This is a genomic window from Cytobacillus sp. FSL R7-0696 (genome assembly GCF_038006865.1).
Classification (GTDB): Bacteria; Bacillota; Bacilli; order Bacillales; family Cytobacillaceae; genus Cytobacillus; species Cytobacillus kochii.
Genome location: NZ_JBBOWA010000001.1, coordinates 2178723 through 2203525, shown reverse-complemented (window position 1 = coordinate 2203525; position 24803 = coordinate 2178723). Strand labels below are relative to the sequence as shown.

General features: G+C 38.1%; 24 protein-coding genes. 10 read left to right on the top strand and 14 right to left on the bottom strand.

The window, feature by feature from the left end; all coding sequences use genetic code 11:
- Positions 1 to 12 precede the first annotated feature (12 nt).
- Positions 13 to 942, bottom strand: coding sequence for a 2,4-dihydroxyhept-2-ene-1,7-dioic acid aldolase (hpaI, locus tag MKX29_RS11350; RefSeq protein ID WP_095371699.1), 930 nt, complete (start codon positions 940 to 942; stop codon positions 13 to 15).
- A gap of 156 nt (positions 943 to 1098) precedes the next feature.
- On the opposite strand from hpaI, the gene MKX29_RS11345 reads away from it, so the two are divergent.
- Complete coding sequence (locus MKX29_RS11345; RefSeq protein WP_224937288.1) at positions 1099 to 1986, top strand: LysR family transcriptional regulator; 888 nt, start codon at positions 1099 to 1101, stop codon at positions 1984 to 1986.
- Between the two features lie 232 nt (positions 1987 to 2218).
- On the opposite strand, the gene MKX29_RS11340 is transcribed toward MKX29_RS11345, so the two are convergent.
- A complete protein-coding gene (locus MKX29_RS11340) occupies positions 2219 to 3775 on the bottom strand; it encodes a solute symporter family protein (RefSeq protein ID WP_251162241.1) in 1557 nt (518 codons plus the stop codon).
- A 1-nt stretch (position 3776) separates the two neighbouring features.
- On the bottom strand, positions 3777 to 4103 hold the full coding sequence (locus MKX29_RS11335; protein ID WP_251162242.1) for a DUF485 domain-containing protein: 327 nt from the start codon (positions 4101 to 4103) through the stop codon (positions 3777 to 3779).
- 307 nt (positions 4104 to 4410) lie between these two features.
- On the opposite strand from MKX29_RS11335, the gene MKX29_RS11330 reads away from it, so the two are divergent.
- Genes MKX29_RS11330 through MKX29_RS11320 form a run of 3 tightly spaced genes read left to right on the top strand, consistent with a single transcriptional unit; the run spans position 4411 to position 6357 of the window.
- On the top strand, positions 4411 to 5199 hold the full coding sequence (locus MKX29_RS11330) for a fumarylacetoacetate hydrolase family protein (RefSeq protein ID WP_341108252.1): 789 nt from the start codon (positions 4411 to 4413) through the stop codon (positions 5197 to 5199).
- The gene (locus MKX29_RS11325) at positions 5196 to 5948 is read left to right on the top strand and encodes a fumarylacetoacetate hydrolase family protein (protein WP_251162244.1); all 753 of its coding nucleotides are present in this window, start codon (positions 5196 to 5198) and stop codon (positions 5946 to 5948) included. The genes MKX29_RS11330 and MKX29_RS11325 overlap by 4 nt, the downstream gene beginning before the upstream one ends.
- Positions 5949 to 5961: 13 nt before the next feature.
- Positions 5962 to 6357, top strand: a complete 396-nt coding sequence (locus MKX29_RS11320; protein WP_341105561.1) for a 5-carboxymethyl-2-hydroxymuconate Delta-isomerase — start codon at positions 5962 to 5964, stop codon at positions 6355 to 6357.
- A gap of 91 nt (positions 6358 to 6448) precedes the next feature.
- Here MKX29_RS11320 and MKX29_RS11315 read toward each other — a convergent pair whose 3' ends face one another.
- The 4 genes from MKX29_RS11315 to MKX29_RS11300 are packed head-to-tail and all read right to left on the bottom strand — an operon-like array spanning position 6449 to position 10787.
- A complete protein-coding gene (locus MKX29_RS11315; protein ID WP_224937291.1) occupies positions 6449 to 8041 on the bottom strand; it encodes a sodium:solute symporter family protein in 1593 nt (530 codons plus the stop codon).
- 1 nt (position 8042) lies between these two features.
- The gene (locus MKX29_RS11310) at positions 8043 to 8213 is read right to left on the bottom strand and encodes a hypothetical protein (protein WP_224937292.1); all 171 of its coding nucleotides are present in this window, start codon (positions 8211 to 8213) and stop codon (positions 8043 to 8045) included.
- Between the two features lie 18 nt (positions 8214 to 8231).
- Positions 8232 to 9518, bottom strand: coding sequence for an ArgE/DapE family deacylase (locus MKX29_RS11305; protein ID WP_341105558.1), 1287 nt, complete (start codon positions 9516 to 9518; stop codon positions 8232 to 8234).
- A gap of 21 nt (positions 9519 to 9539) precedes the next feature.
- Positions 9540 to 10787: a M20 family metallo-hydrolase gene (locus MKX29_RS11300; protein WP_341105556.1), complete on the bottom strand. Its 1248-nt coding sequence runs from the start codon at positions 10785 to 10787 to the stop codon at positions 9540 to 9542.
- Positions 10788 to 10999: 212 nt separating this feature from the next.
- Here MKX29_RS11300 and MKX29_RS11295 point away from each other — a divergent pair, with 212 nt between their 5' ends.
- Positions 11000 to 12403, top strand: coding sequence for a sigma-54 interaction domain-containing protein (locus tag MKX29_RS11295; RefSeq protein WP_224937295.1), 1404 nt, complete (start codon positions 11000 to 11002; stop codon positions 12401 to 12403).
- Between the two features lie 383 nt (positions 12404 to 12786).
- On the opposite strand, the gene MKX29_RS11290 is transcribed toward MKX29_RS11295, so the two are convergent.
- Both MKX29_RS11290 and gabT read right to left on the bottom strand, forming a co-directional pair.
- Complete coding sequence (locus tag MKX29_RS11290) at positions 12787 to 14178, bottom strand: NAD-dependent succinate-semialdehyde dehydrogenase (protein ID WP_289434780.1); 1392 nt, start codon at positions 14176 to 14178, stop codon at positions 12787 to 12789.
- 35 nt (positions 14179 to 14213) lie between these two features.
- Positions 14214 to 15524: a 4-aminobutyrate--2-oxoglutarate transaminase gene (gene gabT, locus MKX29_RS11285; protein WP_341105551.1), complete on the bottom strand. Its 1311-nt coding sequence runs from the start codon at positions 15522 to 15524 to the stop codon at positions 14214 to 14216.
- A 122-nt stretch (positions 15525 to 15646) separates the two neighbouring features.
- Between gabT and gabR the strand changes: the two genes are divergently transcribed.
- Positions 15647 to 17050 (top strand): MocR-like transcriptional regulator GabR, encoded by a 1404-nt coding sequence (gene gabR / locus MKX29_RS11280; RefSeq protein WP_341105549.1) that lies wholly within the window; start codon positions 15647 to 15649, stop codon positions 17048 to 17050.
- A gap of 238 nt (positions 17051 to 17288) precedes the next feature.
- Here the strand turns inward: gabR and MKX29_RS11275 are convergent, their stop codons facing one another.
- The 3 genes from MKX29_RS11275 to MKX29_RS11270 all read right to left on the bottom strand — a co-directional run bounded on the left by MKX29_RS11275 (position 17289) and on the right by MKX29_RS11270 (position 19071).
- Positions 17289 to 18140: an IS3 family transposase gene (locus MKX29_RS11275; protein ID WP_445662694.1), complete on the bottom strand. Its 852-nt coding sequence runs from the start codon at positions 18138 to 18140 to the stop codon at positions 17289 to 17291.
- On the bottom strand, positions 18137 to 18466 hold the full coding sequence (locus MKX29_RS24500; RefSeq protein ID WP_251161713.1) for a transposase: 330 nt from the start codon (positions 18464 to 18466) through the stop codon (positions 18137 to 18139). The genes MKX29_RS11275 and MKX29_RS24500 overlap by 4 nt, the downstream gene beginning before the upstream one ends.
- Before the next feature lie 146 nt (positions 18467 to 18612).
- On the bottom strand, positions 18613 to 19071 hold the full coding sequence (locus MKX29_RS11270; RefSeq protein ID WP_251162246.1) for a GNAT family N-acetyltransferase: 459 nt from the start codon (positions 19069 to 19071) through the stop codon (positions 18613 to 18615).
- A gap of 326 nt (positions 19072 to 19397) precedes the next feature.
- Between MKX29_RS11270 and MKX29_RS11265 the strand changes: the two genes are divergently transcribed.
- The 4 genes from MKX29_RS11265 to MKX29_RS11250 all read left to right on the top strand — a co-directional run bounded on the left by MKX29_RS11265 (position 19398) and on the right by MKX29_RS11250 (position 23918).
- Entirely contained in the window at positions 19398 to 20753 is a 1356-nt protein-coding gene (locus MKX29_RS11265) for a sigma-54 interaction domain-containing protein (RefSeq protein WP_341105547.1), read from the top strand.
- 220 nt (positions 20754 to 20973) lie between these two features.
- Positions 20974 to 22266, top strand: a complete 1293-nt coding sequence (locus MKX29_RS11260) for a CitMHS family transporter (RefSeq protein WP_224936659.1) — start codon at positions 20974 to 20976, stop codon at positions 22264 to 22266.
- A 16-nt stretch (positions 22267 to 22282) separates the two neighbouring features.
- Positions 22283 to 23599, top strand: coding sequence for an acyclic terpene utilization AtuA family protein (locus tag MKX29_RS11255; protein ID WP_404292776.1), 1317 nt, complete (start codon positions 22283 to 22285; stop codon positions 23597 to 23599).
- 4 nt (positions 23600 to 23603) lie between these two features.
- Entirely contained in the window at positions 23604 to 23918 is a 315-nt protein-coding gene (locus MKX29_RS11250) for an AtuA-related protein (RefSeq protein WP_095371691.1), read from the top strand.
- Between the two features lie 49 nt (positions 23919 to 23967).
- Here the strand turns inward: MKX29_RS11250 and MKX29_RS11245 are convergent, their stop codons facing one another.
- Together MKX29_RS11245 and MKX29_RS11240 are read right to left on the bottom strand one after the other, a co-directional pair.
- Positions 23968 to 24156: a DUF6440 family protein gene (locus tag MKX29_RS11245; protein ID WP_095371690.1), complete on the bottom strand. Its 189-nt coding sequence runs from the start codon at positions 24154 to 24156 to the stop codon at positions 23968 to 23970.
- Positions 24157 to 24266: 110 nt separating this feature from the next.
- Positions 24267 to 24755: a small multi-drug export protein gene (locus tag MKX29_RS11240; RefSeq protein WP_224936662.1), complete on the bottom strand. Its 489-nt coding sequence runs from the start codon at positions 24753 to 24755 to the stop codon at positions 24267 to 24269.
- Positions 24756 to 24803: the final 48 nt, after the last annotated feature.

Sequence of the window (24803 nt, the reverse complement as noted above, 5' to 3'; positions counted from 1 at the left end):
GTTTAAATCACTTTACTTCTGCACGACACCGCCAGGAAGGTCCACATAATGTTTTAAGACTTCTGCAATTTCATCTTGCAAGCTCTGCGTTGGTAAATCCATCGGCAGTCTAAGTACCGGCTTAATTTTGCCCATTTGACCAAGTGCTGCTTTTAATGGTGCAGGATTCGTATCTTTGAACAAAACATCATTCAACTGCATGAGTTCGTAATGCAAGTTTTGCGATTGTTCTACATCGCCAGCTTTCCATGCATCATAAATCGCTGCCACTTTATCTGGGACAATATTTGCTGTTGCGCTAATATGTCCTGCGCCACCAATGGCTAGCATCGGATAACATAACAGTTCAATTCCTGAATAAAGTAGGAAATCACGACCGCAATTCAGTAGTACACGGTTCACATGTTCGAAGTCCTTATTCGATTCTTTTACACCAATAATATTCGGGCAATCTTTACTCAACTTCGCAAGTGTTTCCACATGCATATTTGTGCCTGTTCGACCTGGAATGTTATAAACGATGAGGGGGAGATCTGGTACGGATTCAGCGACAAGTTTAAAGTGCTTATAAAGCGCATGTTGCGAAGGTTTATTATAATAAGGAACGATGATAAGGGCAGCATCTGCACCCATCTCCGCTGCTTTTTTCGTTAAGTACAATGTTTCTTGATGGTTTGTTGAGCCTGTACCTGGTACAAATGGTACTCTTCCGTTAATTGTTTCTTTCGCCACTTCCATCACTTTCAATCGTTCATCGATTGTTAATGAACTTGGTTCTCCAGTTGTTCCTGTAACAGAAATACCATGACTTCCGCTTTCAATATGCCAATGGATGAGCTTTTTAAATGAGTCAAAGTCTATCGATTCATCTTCATGAAATGGTGTAATAATCGGTGCAATCGAACCTCTTAATCTTTGTTTTACTTCAGCAAACTTCGTCATTTACAAACACTCCTTCTTTAAGTTTATTTCTGAAATTTTTGAATATTTTTATTGTAAGCTCTTTCATTTGCAGTTTAACATGTGTTAGATTATATAAAAAATATTGTTTTTGTTTGTTTTGGATATAAAAAAAGTATCGTTTCAAGGAGGAGCAAGATGGACATAAAGCAGCTGCAATACTTTTGTACAATTGTTCAGGAAGGGCAAATCACACGTGCAGCAAAGAAGTTACATATGGCACAGCCACCACTTAGCCACCAACTGAAACAACTAGAAGAAGAACTAGACGTTAAATTATTCGATCGCATTGGTAGGAAAATGGAACTGACCAAATCAGGTAGCGTCCTTTATGAACGTGCCTTACAAATATTATCTGAGTTAGATGAAGCTAAAAACGAAGTCAAAGAAACAAATGAAGGCGTGAAAGGAAAGCTTTCTATTGGTGCGAGCAAATCTTGTTTCGCCTTTTTACCAGACCGCCTACGGGCGTTTCGTGAAAAATACCCTCTTGTTACCTTTCAGTTAAGAGAAGGCGATACTTACTACATTGGCGAGCTGTTGAAAAATCGCGAAATCGAACTAGCTGTCACTCGCCTTCCGCTAGAGATGGATGATATTGAGATGATTCGCTTTCCAACAGAACCTTACGTACTAGTCATTCCAGAATCATGGCAACAACATATCCACAACAAGACCTCCATCAAAATGATAGATATCAAAAACTTCCCATTACTCTTACTCCATCGCATCAATGGCAAAGGTCAATTCGAAATCGTCACAAATGAATGCCGTCGTCACGGCTTTGAACCGAAAGTGATTTTGGAATGTCCCGATGCCTCTATGCTTTTATCTCTTGTTACTGCTGGGGTTGGTGCAACAATAGTACCTAAGTCTACATTGCAATCCTATTATGCAGATAAAGCGATTGTCATAGAGCTAGAAGATGCAACCATTCAATCGGAATCGGCCATTATTTGGTTGAAAAATCGTTACCTATCGAAAAGTGCCCGTCGAATGATAGAGACCTTTCAAACAAACGTTTGATTGGATTTGGTTAGATGGGTATATCTGGTTTCGAACTGGGGAGAGGCGATTTTCACAGTTCCTTTTTACCGGGAGAGACAGTGATTTTTTTTGGTGCGCTTGATGAACTGAGAGCCGCAATTTCTCTTTTGGCGTCACTCTCATTTCCCCCTCTTCCTACAATAGCCGTAACATCTCTCCTCATAAAAAAACAAGGTACCCGCCAACAACCAGGTATCTCGTTCACCAATATTTAATGTTTAATTACACCTTTCACATCGCTACCTGTATGTGATTTTACTAATATTTCTGTATAGCGATCCTCTTCCAAAGCTGCTTTCTTGGCACCAATTTTCGTCCCAATGTAACAAGCTAAGAAACCAAGTGGGATAGAAACGATACCTGGTGAAGAAAGCGGGAAAATAGCTTCGCCTGTTAAGAGCGCCGCACCTGGTACAGGATTCCACACATTCGGGCTTAAGGCAACGAGTGTAAGCGTCCCTAGCAAACCGACTAACATGCCGAAAACCGCCCCCGTTTTATTAAATTTTCGCCAGAATACCGTAAATAAAATAACTGGAAGATTCGAGCTTGCTGCCAAAGTAAAAGCAAGGGAAGCTAAGAAGGCAACATTGAAGCTTTGTAAAGAAAGAGAGAGTACGATGGATACCGCCGTAATCACTATTGAAGCTAAGCGAACCATGTTCATCTGCTGCTTCTCTGTCGCTTGTCCATTTTTGAAAATTTCATTATACAAATCATGAGAAAAGGCAGCTGCCCCTGTCACAACAATCCCCGCTACAACTGCTAGAATCGTTGCAAATGAAACCGCTGAAATGAAGGCAAACATCAAATCCCCACCAACAAGTTGCGCCAATAATGGTGCCGCCATATTACCAGCTGGATTGGCTTCAATAATGGATGGCATTCCTACTAACTTCGCTGCACCAAACCCTAAGAAGATCACCATAAAATGAAAACACCCCATAATCCACATGACCCAAACAACGGACTTACGCGCTACTTGGGCATTGGGAACTGTCAAGAATCTGACTAAAATATGCGGTAAGCCTGCAGCCCCAAGCAACAATCCTAACACCAATGAAGCTGCATCCAATCCACTTAAATACTTTACCCCAGGGTTTAAGAAATCGGCTCCAACTGGTGTAGCAGTTTTCATCTCAGCAAACATCCCAATGAAGTTAAAACTAAATTGCCACATCACCATGATAAACAAAATAAAGGTTCCGCCCACGAGTAAAATCGCCTTAATTATCTGAACCCAGCTCGTTGCCGTCATTCCACCGAAGAGTACAAATGTGAGCATACCAATACCAACAATAATGATTGAGATATGAAATGGAATACCTAATAACAATTTGAACAAAGCACCAGCAGCTACCAATTGTCCAAGCATATAAAAAATGGATATAACAATTGTGTTAATCGCAGTGACCGCGCGCACCTGTTTGAAACGGTAACGTGCAGTAATCATGTCACCTAATGTGTACTTACCTAAATTTCGTAAAGGTTCAGCTACTAAAAATAAAATCACTAAGAAGGATAGTAATGCAGGATACATAAGGAAGAATCCATCGAAACCTGACAGAGCAAAGGCGCCAATTAACCCTAAAAAGGTCGAGGCAGACATAAAGTCACCTGCTAAAGCCAAACCATTTTGCCTAGCAGTTAATCCACCCCCTGCTGTATAAAAAGAACCAGCTGTCTTTGTTTTCTTCGAAGCAAAATACGTGATTAGCAAGGTACCAATGGTAATAATTGAAAAAAGGATAATAACCTGAATATCCATGTTATACATTCTCCTTTTCTAACATACTTTTCACCACTTCATCAAAATGAGCGGCCCGTTTCACATAAACATTGCACACCCAAAGGGAAACAGGGATAAAAGAAACACCATATAACCAAGCAAGTGTCACTTCTCCAAAAACATGGACATTTAATATATCCGTATACAACGCTAGAAAGGGCAAGAGTAATGAGTAACCAACATAAAACAGCGTAAACGAGATAATAAACTTTTTCTTTTCTGCCATTAACCCTCGAAATTCATCCATCCCTGCTATTCGATCATATTTACTTACATGGGATTGATGATTACGCACTTCATTTTGCATGGACGATCACATCCTTATTTAATTATTTATCTAAAAATTCAGTCTTTTATAGAGACTTTTCAAAAATCACTCTATCATGACCATCCAAATATAGAAAAATACCAATTTCATTAGTTTTAAATATAAAAAAAGTATAGATCTCCCAGATTATCTTGTGAAAACCCACTCAGCTCCTTACTTTCTCTATTTTTTACGTTAAATCATTACATTAACAAAAAATAATTGACTATTTTAACAATTTGAAAAATAACTTGTAATCTATTATGATTTAATCACCCATTTTGTTAAAGGAGTGTTGATCACATTGATGAAAGCAATGATGAGATATAATGGACAATTCTTTTTACAAGAGGTTTATGTCGATTCTACTAAACAACTAATAACCCGAGGAGAAGAGACAACCCCAATTGAACAGCTTGTCGTCCATCCCCCAGTATCTGGAACGATTTACGGAACATTACTTAATTACAAAGGTGAGTTAGAAGCACTTGGTTCAGCTGTTTATGAAAGCCCTTACCAACAACCACCGAAAGCACCCATTCTTTATATCAAACCAGTCAATACAATCAATTACCATCAAGCGAGCATTCCTATGCCAAAAGAAGAAGATACCTTACAAATAGGCGCTGCCCTTGCAGTAGTCATCGGTAAAAAAGCAAGCAACGTATCAAAAGAAGAAGTACAAAATTATATTTTGGGCTACACAATTGCTAATGATGTCAGTATTCCACATAGCAGTGTTTACCGTCCTGCCATCAAGGAAAAAGCGCAAGACGGATTCTGTCCAATCGGTCCATGGATTGTTGATCGAAAAGAGCTGGCGAACCCTGACGACTTAGATATTACCATCCATATCAACGGAGAGTTAAAGCAACAGCAAACAACTAGAAACTTAATCCGCCCCGTCGCTGAGCTGATCGCAGAGGTTACTTCCTTTATGACCTTATTTGAAGGCGATACATTACTAGTCGGTGTACCAGAAAACCCTCCACTTGCTCGTAATGGGGATGTTGTCAAAATAACGATTGCTGGCATCGGCTCACTTGAAAACCAAGTTATTATCACAAAACAACCAGTAAAGGAGAATACGATATGAAAACCGCACGTGTCGCCTATAAAGGGAATATCCACGAGGCAATAGAATGGTACGGTAAGCTACAATTAGATACTGGCGCCATCGTTTCAGAAGATGATGTCGTTTGGCTCCCTCCTATTGTGCCACAAACGATTTTTGCATTAGGACTCAACTACGCCGATCATGCGGCAGAGCTTTCTTTTAACGCACCGAAAGAGCCCCTCGTTTTTTTAAAAGGACCTAATACACTTATCGGTCATAACGGGGAAACTTTCCGCCCTGCCGATGTTACCTATATGCATTATGAATGTGAATTAGCAGTAGTCATTGGTCAATCTGGTAAAAATATACAAGAAAAGGATGCTTATAACTATGTCGCTGGATATACCGTGGCCAATGATTACGCCATCCGCGATTATTTAGAAAACTACTATCGCCCAAACCTACGTGTGAAAAATCGTGATACATTGACACCCATCGGCCCCTGGTTTGTCAGTGCAGATGAGATAAAAAATCCAATGAATCTCACTTTACGCACCTATGTAAATGACAGTGTCGTCCAAGAAGGAACAACGAAAGATATGATTTTTAGTATTCCAAAGCTCATCGCCTATTTAAGCAGTTTCATGACACTCAATAAAAACGATATCATTCTCACTGGGACACCAAAAGGTTCAGTCGATACGAAAGTGGGAGACACGGTCATCACTGAAATCGAAGGCATCGGCCGACTCAAGAACACCATTATAAGCGAACCTGTCTATCAGTGAAAGGAGGATTTTTATGCCACATTTCATTATTGAATATACGAGCAACATCAAAAGCGCTGCACATATTCCCGCCTTATTAGAGAAAGCGAACAAAATCCTCATCAGTAAATCGCCTACTTTTCCGATAGGCGGAATCCGTTCAAGAGCCATTGAGCTAGAAGACTATTATATTGCAGATGGTCAGGCAGACGATGCCTTCGTTCATGCAACCCTCAAAATCGGCTCCGGACGAAGTGAGCAGGTAAAGGCAGCTGTATGTGACGAACTCTTTACTATGATGAAGGATCACTTCAAGGAACTATATGATCAACGCTATTTTGCTTTATCAATGGAACTGTATGAATTTAGCGAAGCTGGTACGTATAAGTGGAATAATATTCATGGTCGGTTTAAGAAGAATAATCGTTAGTTATTAATGTATTTTATATAATCTCTCTCCACAATCAATGTTTTTTGTAGAGAGAGACTTTTTCTATTACCTTCGCCTGCTAAGACAGGAATTACATCCCTAGCTTTACAAGGAAATAGCCCCATAGCACAACTGAAATCACAATAAAAGAAATAGCAATGATAAAGGTTTGCTTATATTCACGTTTGAGTTGGGCTAAACCGTTCGGATTTTTAAGTATATTCCGAATAGTTAATGTAGATAATTTTGCATTCTTTAGCTTTTGATAGTATTGCAACTCATACTCTGATGGTGTGGTTAAATATCCAACCATCATCAAAGTAAGTATAGAAAGTATAATAGCTAAATAGAAATTATCAAAACCCGTTGGGAATGAGACTATTTTCCAGCGAATAAGTTCCCCAAATAGGATATAAGAGATTATGCCCACAGTCATACTAGCTGTTGCTGCTTTACTATTCATTCTCTTCCATTCAAGACTCCCAACAATTGTTGGCAACCATGCCACAGCAAAAATCGAACCTGCATATATGGAAATCCAGAATATTGACGATGGTTGAATAATGGCAATAATACAAACAAGAATAGCGACAAACACTTGAGCAGCACGCCCTAGAATTAAACTTTGCTTATCACTCATTTCCTTATGTAAGACATTTTCAAATAAGTCTTTAGCTAATGCAAAACCTGTTAAAACAAAAAGTGTTGAAGCCGTAGACATAATGGATGCCATTAACCCTGCAAGGCCAATCCCCGCAAGACCAGAAGGAATATATTCCATCATCCCAACAATAAATACACGGTCAGCAGGCTCAATTCCGGGTTGAAGTACTTGCATGGCTGCTGCTGCAATAAAGACAAGTAATTGCATAACAGGAGCAAAGAACACACCAATAACTGCTGTTTTTAGTATAACAAAATCATTTTTCGCAGGGAACACTCTAGATACAAGTGACGGTGTGCATGTGAAAAATAATATCCACATTAAAAATTGAGAGAATATCCATCCAAATGGACGATTCTCCGCACCAGTAACTCCCCAGTAGTTAGGAATTACTTCTCCTAAGTTCTTAATCTGATCGAGACCAGCTTGTCCTATAATAATCGGAGATATAATGATTGAAATAGCTAGCATTGTAAAAAACATCAATGTGTCTGTTATAACAACACCATACATTCCACCCATTGCGCTGAAGATTAAGAGGGCAAAAGTGAATAGCAATATTAGTATCGGGAACGGAATATCTAATATTTCAGATAAGACCACCCCTGCACCTATAAGCTGAACGACTCCGTAAGCTAATAAACCAATAATCATAATAACTGTTGAGATGACCGTAACTGTTTTATTTTTAAATCTTTTTTCAAAGAACTCAGGAAGCGTTTGGCATTCAATTGCTTTCATCTTTCTACCTATATAAATGACCGCAAATAACGTGCCCAACCATGCACCGAAAGAACCAAAACCTGCATGTGCTACAAGACCTTCGCTATAATTCATTCCTGCAAGACCTAACAATGTTACAGCACTTAGATAAGTGGCTGCTAATGTTCCTACGATGAGAAGTGTTGAACCCTTTTCACCCATCACATAAAAATCATCCTTACTTTTTACATATCTTGTTACAATAATACCCGCAATAATGTAAACTGCTATAACTATAAAAAAGATTATTTTTTCCATCCTAAGCCTCCTTCGTTATGTCATCTTTCTCACTTGTTGTAGAACCGTCTTCTTTTTCTAATTTTTGAATAACGGGTAAATATTCTTTTCTTAATATTCTAATGACAATGACAGAAGCTAGCACACTTGTAAAAATCGCACTTCCGAAAAGCAGCCATGCACCAATATACATTACTATCCCCCCATAAAATTATTCTTTATATTTACACCACTTTAGCAAGAAAGCAGCATATGTCTTAGTTACTCTTTTAACACTTTCTAAATCCACCCATTCATCAGGTGCATGCAAATTTCCTCCTGTCGGACCATAGCATGTGGATGGGATATCGTAATACAAATTGTAAAATCTAGCATCCGTTGTTGCCGTAAATGTACTAAATTCTAGCTTTTTATTTTCAGTAATTTCATGTGCTTCACCAAGTATTTGAAAAATTTCCTGGTCGGGGTCTATGACAAACCCACCTGCGTGAAACCCATAGAATGTAATTTCAGGCAAATTTTCCATCAGCCAAGGATCTTTCTTCGCTTCAGCTAATAAAAATGTCTTCAACTCTTCCTTCACATCTTGTGGGTCGATACCCGGATTAAAACCTACTCTTGCTTCTATAATACATTCTGACGGTACCGTAGATGGCCAATCTCCTGAATGTATTTTTCCTATATTTACATTCAATGGATGAGGGTGATCAGCGAATATGGGGTGATTTTCTTTACTATTAATGGCTTCTTCATAGTCTAATAGTGCCTGAACCATTATATAGGACTTAACAATTGCATTGATTGATTGCTCTGCTCTTTCTGTGTGGGCTCCCAACCCTGTTACTTTGATTCGTACCCATATTACACCCACTTGACCGATTAATCCTTTTTGCCCTAAAGGTTCAGGAATTAACGCAGCATCTGCTCGATACCCAGCCTCTATAGCAGCCAATGCACCATTTCCCGTACATTCCTCTTCAATTACTGTCTTTATAATGACATCATTAGAAAGAATGATTCCTGCCTCCCGTACAGCTTTTAAGGCATAGATCATAGCAACTACACCAGATTTCATATCTGCAATACCACGACCATACATTTTATTTCCAACAATTGAAGAACCCCACGGGTCATGACTCCACTTTGTCATTGGTTCTGGGCTTACAACATCAATATGTCCCTGTAAGATAATACTTTTCCCATCTTTCTCACCAGGTGCTTCATACTTACCCACAACAACTGGACGGCCTTTATACGACCATTCAGGGGTTGAAAAACCTGGATGAGCACCAAGTTGCTTCGGATCAGGAATCATTTCTTCTACCTCTAAACGTAAATCATTTTGTAAAAAGGTAGCGATGTATTCTTGAATGGCTGTCTCATTTCCTAAAGTGGAAGGATAACGTCCTAATTTTTGTAAAAATTCAACTTCTTCATCCCATAAGCTTTCAACTGTTTCAAAAACCTCGTTCACTACATCTTTTGTATTTTTAGTCATTTACCTTAGCCCCCTTAATTTTTATATTAGATTCTCTTTATTTGCGAGTGTGATAACGCTATGAAGCAATACTTGAACACCTCTTTCGATATCTACTGCTTCACTGAGTTCTTCCTCACAATGACTTACCCCATTAATGCTTGGGATAAATATCATTCCTGTAGGTGCTACCTTGTTTAAATACTTCGCGTCATGAGCAGCTCCACTTTGCATGTTTAAGTAAGAGTAACCATACTTCTCAACAGCCGTTTGAATGACATCTATTATGCTATCAGTAAAGTGCTCTGTTTCAACGTCAGCTATATCAGTGATTTGTATCTCCATATTTTCAACTAACGTCATCATGCTTAAAGTCTCTCTTAATTGGTTAGTAAATCGTTTGCGTGTTTTGTTATTAGGGTGACGAATATCAATTGAAAATTTAGCTTCACTGGATACAGAATTAATCACATTCGGGTAGGCATTTATCCGGCCTACTGAAATTAATAAATCCGGATACTCCGCTGCTAATGAATAGATTCTTGTTATTAGTTTTGCTGCATGTAGAATGGCATCTTTTCGATTAACCATCGGCCTTGTGCCTGTATGTGCCGTTTCACCTTTCACCGTTACTTCTATCCAGTTCATGCCTTGGATACCCGACACTATACCGATTGCTTTATGACTATCTTCCAAAATAGGACCTTGTTCAATATGTAACTCTAGAAAACTAAAAATATCTTTAGCTCGATTTTCCTCAGTCCCTTCATAACCTATCCTCCGTAATTCACTACCAAAAACCTTCCCCTGTTGATCGGTCTTATTTAAAACGGCTTGCTTAGAAAAAACATTTGTCATTGCACCTGAACCCAACATTGCTGGCTCAAAACGTGCGCCTTCTTCATTCGTAAAATTAACAATTTCTATTGGCCTCATTGTTTTTAACTCCAGGTCATTTAAAGTTCGAATAACTTCCAATGCACCAAGAACTCCTAATATCCCATCAAACTTACCACCATTGGGCTGTGTATCTAAATGGGAACCAATTAAGACAGGTGCTAATTCATCCCTTTCTCCTTCACGACGCCCATACATATTTCCGAAGTCATCTATTCTGATCTCCAAACCGGCATCTAACAACCACTGATAAAATAAGTCTCGCATGACCTTATCTTCATCAGTTAAAGTCAAACGACAAATCCCTCCATTAGGTAACTTTCCAATTTCCGCACTTTCCTCAATCGTTCCCATTAAACGCTGAATATTAATTTCTGCTAATTGCTGACTCATCCTAGCCACTCCTTCTCTTTTAATGAGTAAGATGCAATTAGCATGCCAAGTGATTGTAACAATTGACCCTTTATTTATAGAGAAAATTTTAAATATTTGTTATAATTTCTTTAATATCGACTCGCTTTGAGTTGATTTCAATTCACTTAAACCATTTGAATTTCTTCTTTTGAAGGGGTGATTCGAATACAACTCACTAAAGGAGGGTCAATTTGAAGAGACTTCACGCAATTGCTCAATTGAGACCTGAATTTTTCTCTGAAATTTTAAACTCAATCAATGACGCTGTTTATATTACAGATAAAAACGGTATGACCTTATGGGTAAACTCTACAAGTGAAGAAATGTGTAATATTCCAAAGGAGAAGCTCATTGGTAGAAGTGTACAAGAACTAGAGAAAGAGAAAGTCTTCACTCCTTCAGTCACCAGACTTGCATTAGAAGCAAAAAAGAATATAAGTACTGTTCAAGAGATGAGAGATGGTCGAAAGTTTATTGCTACTGGACATCTAGTTAAGGAAGAGCATGGACAAGTCATTGCAGTTGTTGCTCACTGCAGAGACATAACCGAAGCAGTAAAGACCTCCTCACGATTAAAAGAGACAGAAGAGTTACTAGAAAAATATAGTTTAGAGATTAAGAAACTCTACCTATCTACTAGACAATCTAATCCTGAACAAAAGGAACAAATGATTGATAATGAGATTGAAAATATTATTAATAAAATTTCTAGAGTAGATACAACTGCTTTAATTATTGGAGAAACAGGGACTGGAAAAAGTGTAACAGCAGAGAGGATTCACCTATTATGTAACCGACATAGTCAACCATTTATACAAATTAATTGTGCTTCTATGCCTGAAAGTTTGCTAGAGTCAGAGCTTTTCGGGTACATGAGAGGAGCTTTTACAGGGGCAAACAAAACTGGGCAACAGGGCCTTATTCAAGCTGCAGAAGGTGGTACATTATTTTTAGACGAAATAGGTGAACTCCCCATCCACCTCCAGGCCAAACTATTACATTTTTTACAAACCAAAACTTACTTACCTATTGGTGGAAGACAATATAAAAGAGCAAATGTGAGAATTATAGCTGCAACTAATCGAAAACTCGATCAAATGGTAGAAGAAGGAAAATTCCGAGCTGATTTATACTTTCGTCTAAATATCCTTACAATTAAGCTCCCCCCTATCCGTGGTAGAAAAGAACATATTACAGATTTATCCTTCTATTATTTAAGGAAATTTAATGAAAAGTATCATACCAATAAGATTTTTTCGCCAGATGTTTTAAAGACTTTTCATTCCTATAAATGGCCCGGAAACGTGAGGGAATTGGAAAACCTAATAGAAAAATTAGTTGTATTGTCTGAACAAAATATCACTATGAATGATTTACCAAGAAAAATGTTGCAAAAAACCTTAGATTCTACTTCATTCACTTATCCAGTCAAAGGGCAAACGATGCCTGAGTATTTAGAAATGATTGAGAAAGATATCCTTCTTAAAGCATTAGATCAAGAAGAATCTACTCGAAAAGCAGCAAAAGCATTAGGTGTTACCCAATCTCTATTAATGAGACGTATACGAAAATATAATATTAAATTACTTAAATAGGTACTTGTATGAGAATTCTGTTTATAAAGGAGTGGTATTCGGCGACATTATATCGGGTGTCAAAATTAAGAAGTGGCTTGACCAAATGAAAACGGATTGCCTAAAACCAATTAAACTAAACGACATAAATATCTCACGATGATTCTTTTAAAATCACACCAACACTCTAATAAAACGAACAAAAATAAAATGAACTGTACTCCAATTGTTAGATACCTGAGCTACAATTGAAAAATGAGTCCGGTGTAATACCGAACCCATTTTCTACCGAGCTACCTTAATGAAATAACCGTCTCTAACTTTTAGGGGGCACTTCAAAAAATTTTGTTCGTTTTCGTATTCTGCCAAAAAACACCTTTCAATTTCTTCTCCTGATAGAAAATCTATAAATCACCGATAGACAAATACTTCGTCTCTAAATAAGGTTCAATCCCTTCAGTGCCCCCTTCACGCCCCAGTCCGCTTTCTTTCATCCCACCAAAAGGAACATGTGCTGCAGAAGGAGCACCATCATTCCAGCCAACGATGCCAAAGTTCAAACGTTCATGTAAATAGATACCCGTTTTATAATTGTTTGTGAAGAAATAGGCAGCAAGACCATATGGTGTACTATTTGCGATTTCAATCGCTTCTTCAAGCTCTTTAAACGAGATAAGTGGTGCTACTGGGCCAAATGTTTCTTCTTGTGTAATTTTCATATCTAATTGTACATTTTTGAGAACAGTTGGATAGACAAAGTAAGTATTGATTTGATGATTAGCATTATATTCATTGCCCACTAATACCTCTGCACCTTTACTAATCGCATCATTCACTTGAGCAATAATTTTTGTATAGCCTTTTTCATTAATAATCGGCCCAATGTCTACGCCCTCGTCCAATCCGTTACCTACTTTTAACTTCGTCACTTCTGTTGTTAGTTTATTTGCGAATTCATCCATTACATTTTCATGCACGAGGATTCGATTGGCACAGACGCAAGTTTGTCCAGCATTTCGAAACTTAGAAGCGATGGTTTGGGAAACGGCAAAATCCAAATCAGCATCTTCGGCAATAATAAGTGGCGCATGCCCACCTAGTTCCATCGTCACATGCTTTATTGTATCCGCACTATTTTTAAGTAATGTTTTCCCGACAGGAGTAGAGCCAGTAAAAGTAATCTTACGTACAAATTCACTATTTGTGAAAATTTCACCGATCTCTTTTCCTTCACCGATGACATATTGTATAGCGTCAACAGGAATGCCAACTTCATGGGCCAGTTCGATTAGTCGAATCGTCGTTAATGGTGTATCTTCTGCAGGTTTGACGATAAATGTACACCCAGCAGCTAGAGCAGGTGCCGCTTTTCTTGTCATCATTGCCGCTGGGAAATTCCAAGGGGTGATAGCAGCAACTAACCCTACTGGCTGCTTCGTCACAACAATTCTTTTGGATTCATTATGGGATGGAATCGTACGTCCGTATGTGCGCTTTGCTTCCTCAGCATACCAAGCGATGTAACTAGATGCATAATCTACCTCACCTAATGATTCTTTTATCGGTTTACCGTTTTCACGAGTCATCAATTCTGCAATTTCCGCCTTATGTGCTTGAATGTTATCCATCCATTTCTTTAATAAATCTGAACGTTCATGAGCATTCACCTGTGACCATTTTCTAAAGGCATTATGTCCTTTTTTCAATGCGAGATTGATTTCTTCTTTTGTATTCATTTCAATTTCTGATATGAACTCTCCTGTAGCAGGGTTATTCACTTTGTAAGTATTTTTCACTTTGCTCACCTTTATTTTAAATTTTTTATATAACGTTACTCTACTGATTGAAAAGCTCTTTTTAAAATAGACAGTCCTCTTTCTAACTCTTCATCCGTGATGACTAATGGCGCTAAAAAGCGAATGACATTGCTTTTTAATCCTGCCGAAAGAAGTAATAAGCCATTTCGATTTGCATAATTTATAATTTCAGCTGTTATTATTTTGTTTGGTACTTTACTCCTTCTGTTCTCAACAATTTCAATGGCAACCATTGCTCCTAAACGGCGGATATCTCCTATATACTCATGCTTTAAAGCAAGCTCTCTACTAGTTGCTTCTAGTTTTTGACCTAATATTTCGGCTCTTACAACTAAGTTCTCTTCTTCTAATATGTCAATGACAGCGAGCGCAGCTGCGCAAGCCACCGGACTTCCTGCATAAGTCCCCCCCAATTCACCTGGATCAGCAATATTTAGCATTTCTTTTCTACCAACTACACCACTTAGTGGGAGTCCACCTGCAAGAGATTTAGAAACGGTGATTAAATCCGGAGTGACATTAAAATGTTCAATAGCAAATAATTTTCCTGTACGACCGAACCCCGTCTGAATTTCATCTGCTACAAAAACGATGCCATGTTCTTTACAAAAGTCAGATACTGCTTGTACAAATTGTTTTGGTGGAACAATAAATCCCCCTTCACCTTGGACTGGCTCCATCACAATACAAGCGACCATTTCAGGTGCAACAGTTGCAATGAAAAAGTCTTTAAATTCTTCAATTACCATCTGAATATATGCTTCATCTGTCATCTCACTAGGCTTATGATACATGTACGGAAATGGAGCTTGGTAGATCTCAGGTGCGAAAGGTCCAAAACCGAATTTATAGGGTTTAACTTTACTTGTCATGCCCATTGTAAGGTTTGTTCTCCCATGATAACCTCTAACAAATGACACTACAGCTTGCCTTCCAGTATATCGACGTGAAATTTTGATTGCATTTTCAACTGCTTCAGCACCTGAATTAAATAAAATAGCTTGCTTTTCAAAGGTTCCAGGAGTGAGTTTACAGAGCTTTTCTGCAAGATGAATATATCCCTCATACATCATAACATTGAAACCAGGATGTAAAAATTTGTCTACTTGCTCTTTCACCGCTGCTGTCACTTTCGGATGTGAATGACCAACATTTAGCGTGCCAATCGCCCCGGCAAAATCAATCCATTCCTTTTCATCCATATCAATAATTGTGGCATTCGAGGCCTTTTGGGCAATACTTAAGTTCCCATTGCTTACCCCTTTTGGAATATACTTCATACGTTTATCTTGCAATTCTTTAGTTATTGAATCAGTCGAATTCATATAAATCCTCCTTTTTTATTAAATAATTGATTAAATCATATCAATAGTCTGACACCTTACTGGTATAATAAAAAGAACCAAAAATGAAAAAATTATGGTACCAAATATTCAAGGAGGATCATATGATATATTTGTCGATTGATAAGAAGGTAAAAGAAAAGTTCATCTATCAACAGATTTATGAAGAAATAAAAAAAAACATACTAATCGGACGAATTCAACCAAATGAAAAATTGCTCCCTAAAAGAGTTCTAGCTCATCAACTAAAAGTAAGCTTAAACTCTGTAATAAACGCCTATGATCAATTACTTGCAGAAGGATACATATACACATTAGAAAGAAAGGGATACTTTGCCGAACGGATACAGGCATTTGTCAGTCAAGAAGAAATACTTAACCCCTTACCAGCAGATTTAAAAGAAAGTGTAACCGATAAAAGCGGTTGGATTTCACTGTCCCATATGACAGCTAATACTTCGGATTTTCCATTTAAAGAATGGATAAGAAGTCAACAAAAAGCCATCTTAGTGCATCAAAATGAGCTTTCAGAAATTATTCATCCCCAAGGTCCTTATATTGTTAGAGAAACAATTGCTCGCTTAGTTGCCTTCAACCGAGGAGTTATTTGTGAACCTGAACAGGTCGTGATTGGAGATGGTACAATTTCTTTAATTAGACAATTAATGGATATTCAGAATAAAAATTCTGTAATAAGTATAGAAAACCCAGGATATCAGCGATTATATAAATTACTAGAAAGAATGAAATTTCAAGTACTTCCAGTAAACATGGATAATAAAGGAATTAAAATCAAGGAAATCCAACCCTCTCATTTCGTTTTTGTCACCCCATCCCACCAATTCCCTACAGGTATCATCATGCCTATTTCTAGACGAATTGAATTATTAAATTGGGCGTCTGAAGGGGAGGATCGTTATATCGTTGAAGATGATTATGATAGTGAGTTCAAATATGAAACAGATAATATCCCATCCCTACAAAGCCTAGATAGAAATCAGCGCGTAATTTATATAGGAACATTTTCAAAAACAATGCTACCCGGCTTACGTATTAGTTATATGGTGTTACCACCAAAACTCTTAAGAATCTATCGCCACAAATATGCCGATCTAATGCAGCCTAGTAACACCCTTAACCTATTTGCCTTGCATTATTTTATTGAAAGTGGAGGATATCAAAAACATGTGAAGAGAATGAATAGTTATTATGAAACAAAGAGAAAAATATTAATAAAAGAGCTAGCCAATCGATTTGGAGACAATCTCCAAATCGATAATATCCCAGCAGGACTTCATATTTTCATTCACATTAAGAGTAATAAAGATTATGAGGAAATCGAGGAAAGAGCACGACAACTAAGATTAGAAATCTATACAATGAAACGTTTCCTATTAACAGAAAACAAACAAAAAAGCGGGTTGATTAACCTTGTAATTGGCTTTGCTAATTTGCCAGAGGATAAAATAAAAGAAGCTGTCAATCGCTTATTTCAAGTTTTTCATTAAGAATAAGATATGACAAGTTATACTATTTTAACTACAGTAGCGCCCTATTAAAATGGAAATCGAGAATGAGAGAGGCTGAACCTGTTGAGAACCTATGCCTTTCTAAGTAAGAGCTGATATCCCAACCCAAATTGCAAATGACTTCGCACATCAATTATCAAGTGAAGTAACAAAATATTTAGTACACAAAAAAGCTTTGGATTTGGTCTTGCCCCTGTCAAGTAGACAACATAAAAAGCTAAGCAGTGAGCGCGTGTCGATATTCAATCGGCGCGCGTTTCTTTAGTTTTTTTTGTCTTCGTTTGTAATTGTAATGGTAAATGTAATCCTCAAGAGCTTGCTCTAGCTCTACTTCTCCCTTACACTTACTTATATACAGCTTCTCGGTTTTGAGGTGTGAAAAGAATGATTCTATACAGGCATTGTCCAGGCAGTTTCCTTTGCGAGAGTGGCTGCCTTCGATGCCATAATCCTTTAATCGGTTGCTGTATATTTTTGACGTGTACTGGAAGCCTTGATCCGAATGGAGAACGGCTCCAGCCACGTCTTTTTTCTTTGTCCATTTCTCTACCGTTTTTAACACAAGTTCCAAATCATTTCTTTGGGCTAGCTCCCAACTTACTATTTCGTTATTAAAGAGATCCTGTATGACCGATAAATAATAATATTCTTCGCCAACAGACACAAATGTGATATCCGTTACCATTTTTTGATTAGGTCCTACCGCCTTGAACTTCCTTTTCAGACGGTTAGGAAAGAGGTTAGAAGGAATATGACCATGTCGTTTTCTCTTTTTTCGGATGACTGATTGGATGTTCATTGCCGCCATCAATCGGTAGACCTTTTTGTGATTAATTAAATACCCGTTTTCATTTAATTCGTCTGTAATACGGGGTCGTCCATATTCGGGATGCATGAAATGTATGCCCAAAATGTGCTCTCGAATCTCTTGTTCATCCCTAACTTTTTCTTCTCGTTTATGATTGTTTTTTCTCCATTTGTAGTAGCTTGCCGGTTTGATATAGGCAATCTCCAACAGCCAGGAGACCGGATAGGTAACCCTTAACTCATCCACCAATTCATATTTCATTCGTCTGGGGTTTTCTCCTCCTTTACCAGATTTGGATACTGCTTTTTTAGAAATTCAACTTGTGCTTTCAAATAATCCCTTTCCTCTTCAACCGACTTAAATTTAGTCCTAGGCCTGCCTTTTAAAGGATTAGAAACTCCTTTACGCTCATCAAACGGGGCTCCTTCTTTCCATTTCTTAACCCACACTTTAAGCTGGCTGCAGTGACGGATTCCCAGTTCCTCTGCCAATGCTTTATAACTTTTAGACCCATTCACATATTTCATGACGGCATTATGTTTAAACTCTTCCGAATAACTATTAAAAGTTTGTCCTTTCTTTGCCATAGAAAAATCCCCTCCAAGTAGCATTCTTTCCTTCATGGTAACATGAAGGTTTTTTTGAATGTCTACTTAAAGGGGACATTAACAATTTCAAAGCTTTTTTGTGTCTTTAAGAGGTTGTTCTACATTTAAAGCAAAGGGTTTAGATTTTATTTGCTCTCATTTACTGTGTACTTAAATAAGAGTTCCCCATTGTCAGGGTCCCTTTCATTCATACATTCGAACCCAATACTTTCGTATAAGCGATAGGCCGTTTTATTTTCATCAATGATACTTAAATATATCACGTTTACCCCATATTCTTTTGAAACGATATCAATAAGTTTCTTCATCGCAGTTTTCCCATAGCCTTTGCCTTGATAGTTTTCATCGATCATTATTCTATCAATCCAAGTCTCTTTATTAGGACCAAAAGAACCGTACATAGCAAATCCGATCATTTCTTCATCCAAATATATAGCCACTGGATGCCACTCTCGATGGGCATTCGCTTCATTTAAACATTCATCTACGGTTTCAATGAACTTTTCTTGTCCAGACTTTAATTTTATATTTCTAACGTTAAATTCATTCGTAACATCTATATCTTTAAAATGCAGTTTACTCATATATAAATTAATCCTCCAACACTTCAATCTTATATTTAAAATTTTCTTACGTATGTTGAAATCTTACCATAAGTATCACAAACCTTTGTGTTTTCTCATCTGTCAAACCCATCACTATTCAAATAGTACCCTCATTTGCAGGTTGCTATCTTAAGTCTGCAAATATTTCTTAGCAGAAAAGCGTCCCATTAAAACAATTGCGTTGACTTCATCTCATTCTCAGGGAATTTTCTATGGTGTTTTAAACAACTAGATTCGTAGGTAGTACAAATTCTCCAATTACCATATAATTTAAATATTCCGTATTTTTTAAGGAGTTGAGAATCATGCAATTACAAAATAATAAGATTGGCTGGCTTGAAGGGATTATTGAGGCCATTCATGATGGAATTCTGGTAATCGATCACGTTGGTGTGGTGCAATTAATAAATGAGGAGTATACACATATTACAGGTGTCAGTGCAGAACAGATAGTAGGAAAGCTATTACAAGAGGTACGACCAGGAGCACTTCTGCCCACTGTTTTAAAAGACGGCTTGGCACGAGAAGGTGTATTCCGAAAAGAAATGACAATGGAATATGTTGTGGATATGGCTCCCATTTGGGATCAAGGGAAAATCATTGGTGCCGTTTCTGTTTGTAAAAGTATTCCTGAAGTTTATCGATTAAATAAAGAGCTGAAAAAAAGTCGTAAACGAGTCACTATGCTTGAGAGAGCTGTTGGTAGAATTCATCAGGCAAAATACACCTTTGCAAATATTATCGGTAGTGATGTCCAATTAAAGCAGACGATAGAACAAGCCAAAAGAACCGCACAAACAGATATGAATATTTTATTATCCGGTGAATCTGGTACTGGCAAAGAGCTTTTCGCACAGGCCATCCATAATGAAAGTAAGAGACGTGTAGCACCCTTTGTTCCAGTTAATTGCGCTGCTATCCCAAGCTCCTTATTAGAAAGCGAGCTTTTTGGCTATGAGGAGGGAGCTTTTACTGACTCTAACCGCGACGGAAAGATTGGGCTCTTTGAGCTTGCCAATCACGGCACGCTGTTTCTCGATGAAATCGGTGATATGTCATTTGAGCTTCAGGCCAAGCTTTTGCGGGTCTTACAAGAGGGCTCTTTTAGAAAAATTGGTGGTCTCGAGGAACAAACGGTTGATGTTCGAGTAATTGCAGCAACGAATAAAGAATTGCAAAGCATGGTAGAAAAAGAACGATTCCGCGAAGATCTTTTTTATCGAATTAATACGGTTCATTTAACCATACCGCCTCTTAGGGAAAGAAGAAATGATATTACAGAAATCATCGCCTTTTTATTAAAAAATGAAGCACACATTACTTTTGATCCAGAAACCATTTTTATCCTTCAACACTACCATTGGCCAGGGAATATCAGAGAATTGAAGAATGCGATTCAATACGCCATTAGCATGTGTGATCATCAAGTCATTCGCCAGGAACATCTACCTGACACAATCAAGAAAGCGTTTAATGCAACGCAACAACAATCAATAACGCTCCAGCCGCTAGAAAAGATACTGAATGATACAGAGAGAACAGCCATACAAAGTGTACTTAATCAAACAGGGACGACAGTGAAAGGAAAAAAGAAAGCGGCAAAAATCTTAGGTATATCACTTGCTTCCTTATATAACAAATTAACGAAATATCATATTTAAGCCTGCTTTCTAAGGAATTAGAAATTATAAACCCTTTTCTAACATTCTAGAAATTACGCTATCACTGATATGAAGGGCTCTTTTAAACCTTCATGTTTCTAATTCTTTAGAAATGACAATCCATCATTTTAAAAAATCCCTTTCCTATCAAGGCTTATTTTTTGGCATAAATCATGCATAACGAAATGTAAGCGCTTAATACAGTTAAGGAGGTTTTTATTTGTTATCCATCATGGGGTTCTTAACCATCGCAATTTTTCTATATTTAATTTTATCGAAAAAAGTGTCTGTGATTGTCGCTTTAATATTAGTCCCAGTTTTCTTTGGGCTTTTCACAACTGACTTGAACAGTCTCGGCGCGATGATTCTTGAAGGAGTTACTTCTGTGGCACCAACAGGGATTATGCTTGCTTTTGCCATTCTTTTCTTTGGTCTCATGAGTAAAGCAGGTCTTTTCGATCCAATTATTTCTAGAATATTAAAACTTGTGAAAGGGGATCCGTTAAAAATAGTCATCGGTACAGCCATTATTGGAATGGTCACACATTTAGATGGCTCGGGTGCCTCTACATTCCTCATCACGATTCCTGCTTTACTTCCTTTATATGAACGTTTAGGAATGAGCCGACTTGTGCTCGCAGGTGTGGTGGCCCTTAGTGCTGGGACAATGAATATCGTTCCATGGGGCGGTCCAACTGCACGCGCATCAAGTGCACTTGGTATAGATACGGCAACATTATTCAATCCCCTGATTCCCGCTATGATCGCTGGGCTTATTTGGGTGCTATTTGTTAGTTATTACTTCGGTAAGAAGGAAAGGAATCGCATCGGTATTCAGAACTTTCAATATGATTTTAATCAGGAATTAAGCGAAGAGGAAAAAAAGGCAAGAAGACCTAAACTTCTTTGGCTCAACTTCCTTCTTACTATTTTAACCATTGTTGCATTAGTAAAGGTATGGCTCCCTCTACCCGTGATTTTTATGGTTGCCTTTGCTCTAGCTCTAATTCTAAATTACCCGAACCCTAAAGACCAACAAGAACGAATAACTGAACAAGCTACAGGCATGGTCACAGTGGTATCCATTATATTCGCTGCGGGTATCTTCACTGGTGTTCTCTCAGGCACAGGCATGATTGAAGCAATGGCAAATACACTTGTATCCATAATACCTGAAAGTACTGGTTCCTTTATGGGCCTCATTGTTGCCATTACAAGCATGCCCCTCAGTCTCGTATTTACACCAGACGCTTATTATTTCGGTATCCTACCCGTTCTAAGTGAAACAGCCGCCAACTACGGGGTAGCCGCTGAAAATATTGGTCGTGCAGCTATATTAGGGCAGATGACAACTGGATTCCCTCTCAGTCCTTTAACGGCAGCTACCTTTTTGCTACTAGGATTAGCCAGAGTAGAGTTAGCTGATCATCAACGATTTATTTTCATCTGGGCTTTTGGCACAACCATTGTAATGACAATTGTTGCTCTTATTACTGGTGCAATTGCCATCTAATTTTATATGAAAAGGAGTGTTCGACTTGCTTCGAATTGGATCAGGAGCAGGATTCGCGGGTGACCGTATTGATCCTGCCATCTCTTTAATAGAAAATGCACAACTTGACTACCTAGTACTGGAAGGATTAGCAGAACGAACCATTGCGCTATCTCAAAAACAGAAACAGAAGGATGCCAACAAAGGGTATAACGAATATCTCGAAGACAGAGTTCGCCCACTACTCCCTTCTCTTTTAAAAAATAAAGTCAAACTTATCACAAATATGGGGGCGGCTAATCCAATTGCCGCAGCAAAGACTATTTTACAAATGGCTCGAGATTTAAACCTTACATGTAAAGTTGCAGCTGTTTCAGGCGACGATGTCTTAAACGATTTAAACTTTCATCAGTTCGAAACAGAAGACGGAGAAAATTTAATGACATTTGAACCCATTGTTTCGGCTAATGCCTACCTTGGCATTGAAGCGATCTTACCTGCTTTAGAAGCAGATGTAGATGTGATTATTACAGGTAGAGTGGCTGACCCTTCCCTTTTTTTAGCGCCACTCATCCATCACTTTCAATGGAATCAAGATGACTTTGACTTGATGGGGCAAGGCACTTTAATTGGACATTTACTTGAATGTGCTGGACAAGTGACAGGTGGATATTTTGCTGATCCTGGCCTGAAAGAAGTAAATAACCTAGCAGATCTTGGATTCCCCTTCGCCATCGTAGCTGAAGATGGCAAGGCGATAATTACAAAACTCCCTAATAGTGGTGGTGTCGTCAATACTCAAACAGTAAAAGAGCAATTACTTTATGAGGTGCATGACCCAAGTCAGTACTATACCCCTGATTGTATTGCGAATTTTAGTACAGCACAAATGGAAGAAATAAAGCCAAACGAAGTGCTTGTTTGGGGAGCTACAGGTAAAAGAAAACCAGATACACTGAAAGTATCTATTGGTTACCATGCAGGTTATCTTGGAGAAGGTATGATTTCCTATGCCGGATCAACTGCCGTCAATCGCGCCAAACTGGCAGAATGGGTGATAAACGAGAGATTACGTGCCAATGTACCTCAATTACGAACAGACCTAATCGGCTTAACGGCTCTCCATCATACAACTTATACTCACACAACACCTTACGAAGTCACTGTGAGAGCTGCCGCTTTATGTAAAGAAGAGCAGACAGCCAAAATGATTGGACATGAAGTTGAAGCACTCTATACAAACGGACCTGCTGGAGGGGGCGGGGCACGGAAAAAAACAGAAGAAGTGATAGGAATCGTTTCTACCTTTATTGATCGCTCAGCAATAACAATTCATACTGAAATAATGGAGTGATAAGATGGCAACAGTTAAATTATTGCACATTGCACATAGTCGAACAGGGGATAAAGGGGATACATTGAACTTCTCCCTCATCCCCTATAACGAAAAAGATTACGCTTCTATCGCCGAACAGGTGACAAGTGAGAAAGTGAAAGACCATTTACAAGCAATCATCAAGGGCGAAGTAATCAGATATGACCTGCCCAACTTACATGCTTTTAATTTCGTTTGCACAAATGCCCTCCTCGGTGGTGTGACGACTTCCATCGCATGGGATGCTCACGGAAAAAGTATCAGTAGTGCCCTATTAGAAATGGAAATAAATATTTAAATGAAAGAGTTAGAAACGACTGTTTCTAACTCTTTTTTCGCATAAGAGATTACTCTGGTTTCTTTACAACAACCTTCCCGTTTTCATCTAACAACGGTGTAAGTCCACTTCCGCCTGTACTTGCCCATGTATGAACATAATGGACCCCGGTTTCACGATCAACGAGGATAGAAAGCAGCCCTGATGAGTAACTTTCTTTCAATATTTCTACAAAACGGGTCTCTCTTTTTTTAAACACATCAACACTCCTTACAAAAATTCATGATCATCGTATTTAGTAAGATGATTGACCATAATACAAAGCATACTGATAAAAGTATTTGTAATAGTAAGTGGAAGTATTTCATTTTAGGAGAACAAATTAATACCAGACATGATTAAAATTCCAATAACAAGTGCCTGTGCTATGATAGCAATGGTTGCCCATAAACTGACATAGCTTTTTCTTGCCCCTCCTGCTAATCCGATTGCTGCCGAAATATGAAATCCCCATAGAAGTCCTGCTAAAGAAACGCCAGGTACACCATACTTTTCAAAATATTTCTTTGCTTTCATCATGCGTTTACTTGGTTCTTTCTCCTTTTCCTTTCCTTTCATCAACTTTGACCTCAGCGCATTGATGACCCATATAAAAGCCATGACTGATACCCAGTTACCTAATATCGCTACTAAAATAACAGGGACTCCAGGAAATCCTAAAAGAAACCCAAATGGAATGGCACCGTATGATTCAAAAAACGGGATGAGCGATAAAACAAAAATACTCAGTAACTGTAGAAATAAATTATCTTCTAGTGCTGGCATTAAATTTAAATAGAATTCTTGTATGTCTTGCATATTTTCTCCCCTCTCATGTTTGCCTACTTTTAGTATGAAGGATAATCC

Excerpts from the sequence above, each read along its gene's own strand:
- gabT (WP_341105551.1), bottom strand. The coding sequence starts at position 15,524 with ATGAATTCGACTGATTCAATAACTAAAGAATTGCAAGATAAACGTATG.
- gabR (WP_341105549.1), top strand. The coding sequence starts at position 15,647 with ATGATATATTTGTCGATTGATAAGAAGGTAAAAGAAAAGTTCATCTAT.
- MKX29_RS11345 (WP_224937288.1), top strand. The coding sequence starts at position 1,099 with ATGGACATAAAGCAGCTGCAATACTTTTGTACAATTGTTCAGGAAGGG.
- MKX29_RS24500 (WP_251161713.1), bottom strand. The coding sequence starts at position 18,466 with ATGGCAAAGAAAGGACAAACTTTTAATAGTTATTCGGAAGAGTTTAAA.
- MKX29_RS11325 (WP_251162244.1), top strand. The coding sequence starts at position 5,196 with ATGAAAACCGCACGTGTCGCCTATAAAGGGAATATCCACGAGGCAATA.
- MKX29_RS11305 (WP_341105558.1), bottom strand. The coding sequence starts at position 9,518 with ATGACTAAAAATACAAAAGATGTAGTGAACGAGGTTTTTGAAACAGTT.
- MKX29_RS11300 (WP_341105556.1), bottom strand. The coding sequence starts at position 10,787 with ATGAGTCAGCAATTAGCAGAAATTAATATTCAGCGTTTAATGGGAACG.
- MKX29_RS11330 (WP_341108252.1), top strand. The coding sequence starts at position 4,411 with ATGAAAGCAATGATGAGATATAATGGACAATTCTTTTTACAAGAGGTT.
- MKX29_RS11270 (WP_251162246.1), bottom strand. The coding sequence starts at position 19,071 with ATGAGTAAACTGCATTTTAAAGATATAGATGTTACGAATGAATTTAAC.
- MKX29_RS11310 (WP_224937292.1), bottom strand. The coding sequence starts at position 8,213 with ATGTATATTGGTGCATGGCTGCTTTTCGGAAGTGCGATTTTTACAAGT.
- MKX29_RS11340 (WP_251162241.1), bottom strand. The coding sequence starts at position 3,775 with ATGGATATTCAGGTTATTATCCTTTTTTCAATTATTACCATTGGTACC.
- MKX29_RS11315 (WP_224937291.1), bottom strand. The coding sequence starts at position 8,041 with ATGGAAAAAATAATCTTTTTTATAGTTATAGCAGTTTACATTATTGCG.
- MKX29_RS11265 (WP_341105547.1), top strand. The coding sequence starts at position 19,398 with ATGCAATTACAAAATAATAAGATTGGCTGGCTTGAAGGGATTATTGAG.
- MKX29_RS11335 (WP_251162242.1), bottom strand. The coding sequence starts at position 4,103 with ATGCAAAATGAAGTGCGTAATCATCAATCCCATGTAAGTAAATATGAT.
- MKX29_RS11250 (WP_095371691.1), top strand. The coding sequence starts at position 23,604 with ATGGCAACAGTTAAATTATTGCACATTGCACATAGTCGAACAGGGGAT.
- hpaI (WP_095371699.1), bottom strand. The coding sequence starts at position 942 with ATGACGAAGTTTGCTGAAGTAAAACAAAGATTAAGAGGTTCGATTGCA.
- MKX29_RS11275 (WP_445662694.1), bottom strand. The coding sequence starts at position 18,140 with ATGAAATATGAATTGGTGGATGAGTTAAGGGTTACCTATCCGGTCTCC.
- MKX29_RS11320 (WP_341105561.1), top strand. The coding sequence starts at position 5,962 with ATGCCACATTTCATTATTGAATATACGAGCAACATCAAAAGCGCTGCA.
- MKX29_RS11240 (WP_224936662.1), bottom strand. The coding sequence starts at position 24,755 with ATGCAAGACATACAAGAATTCTATTTAAATTTAATGCCAGCACTAGAA.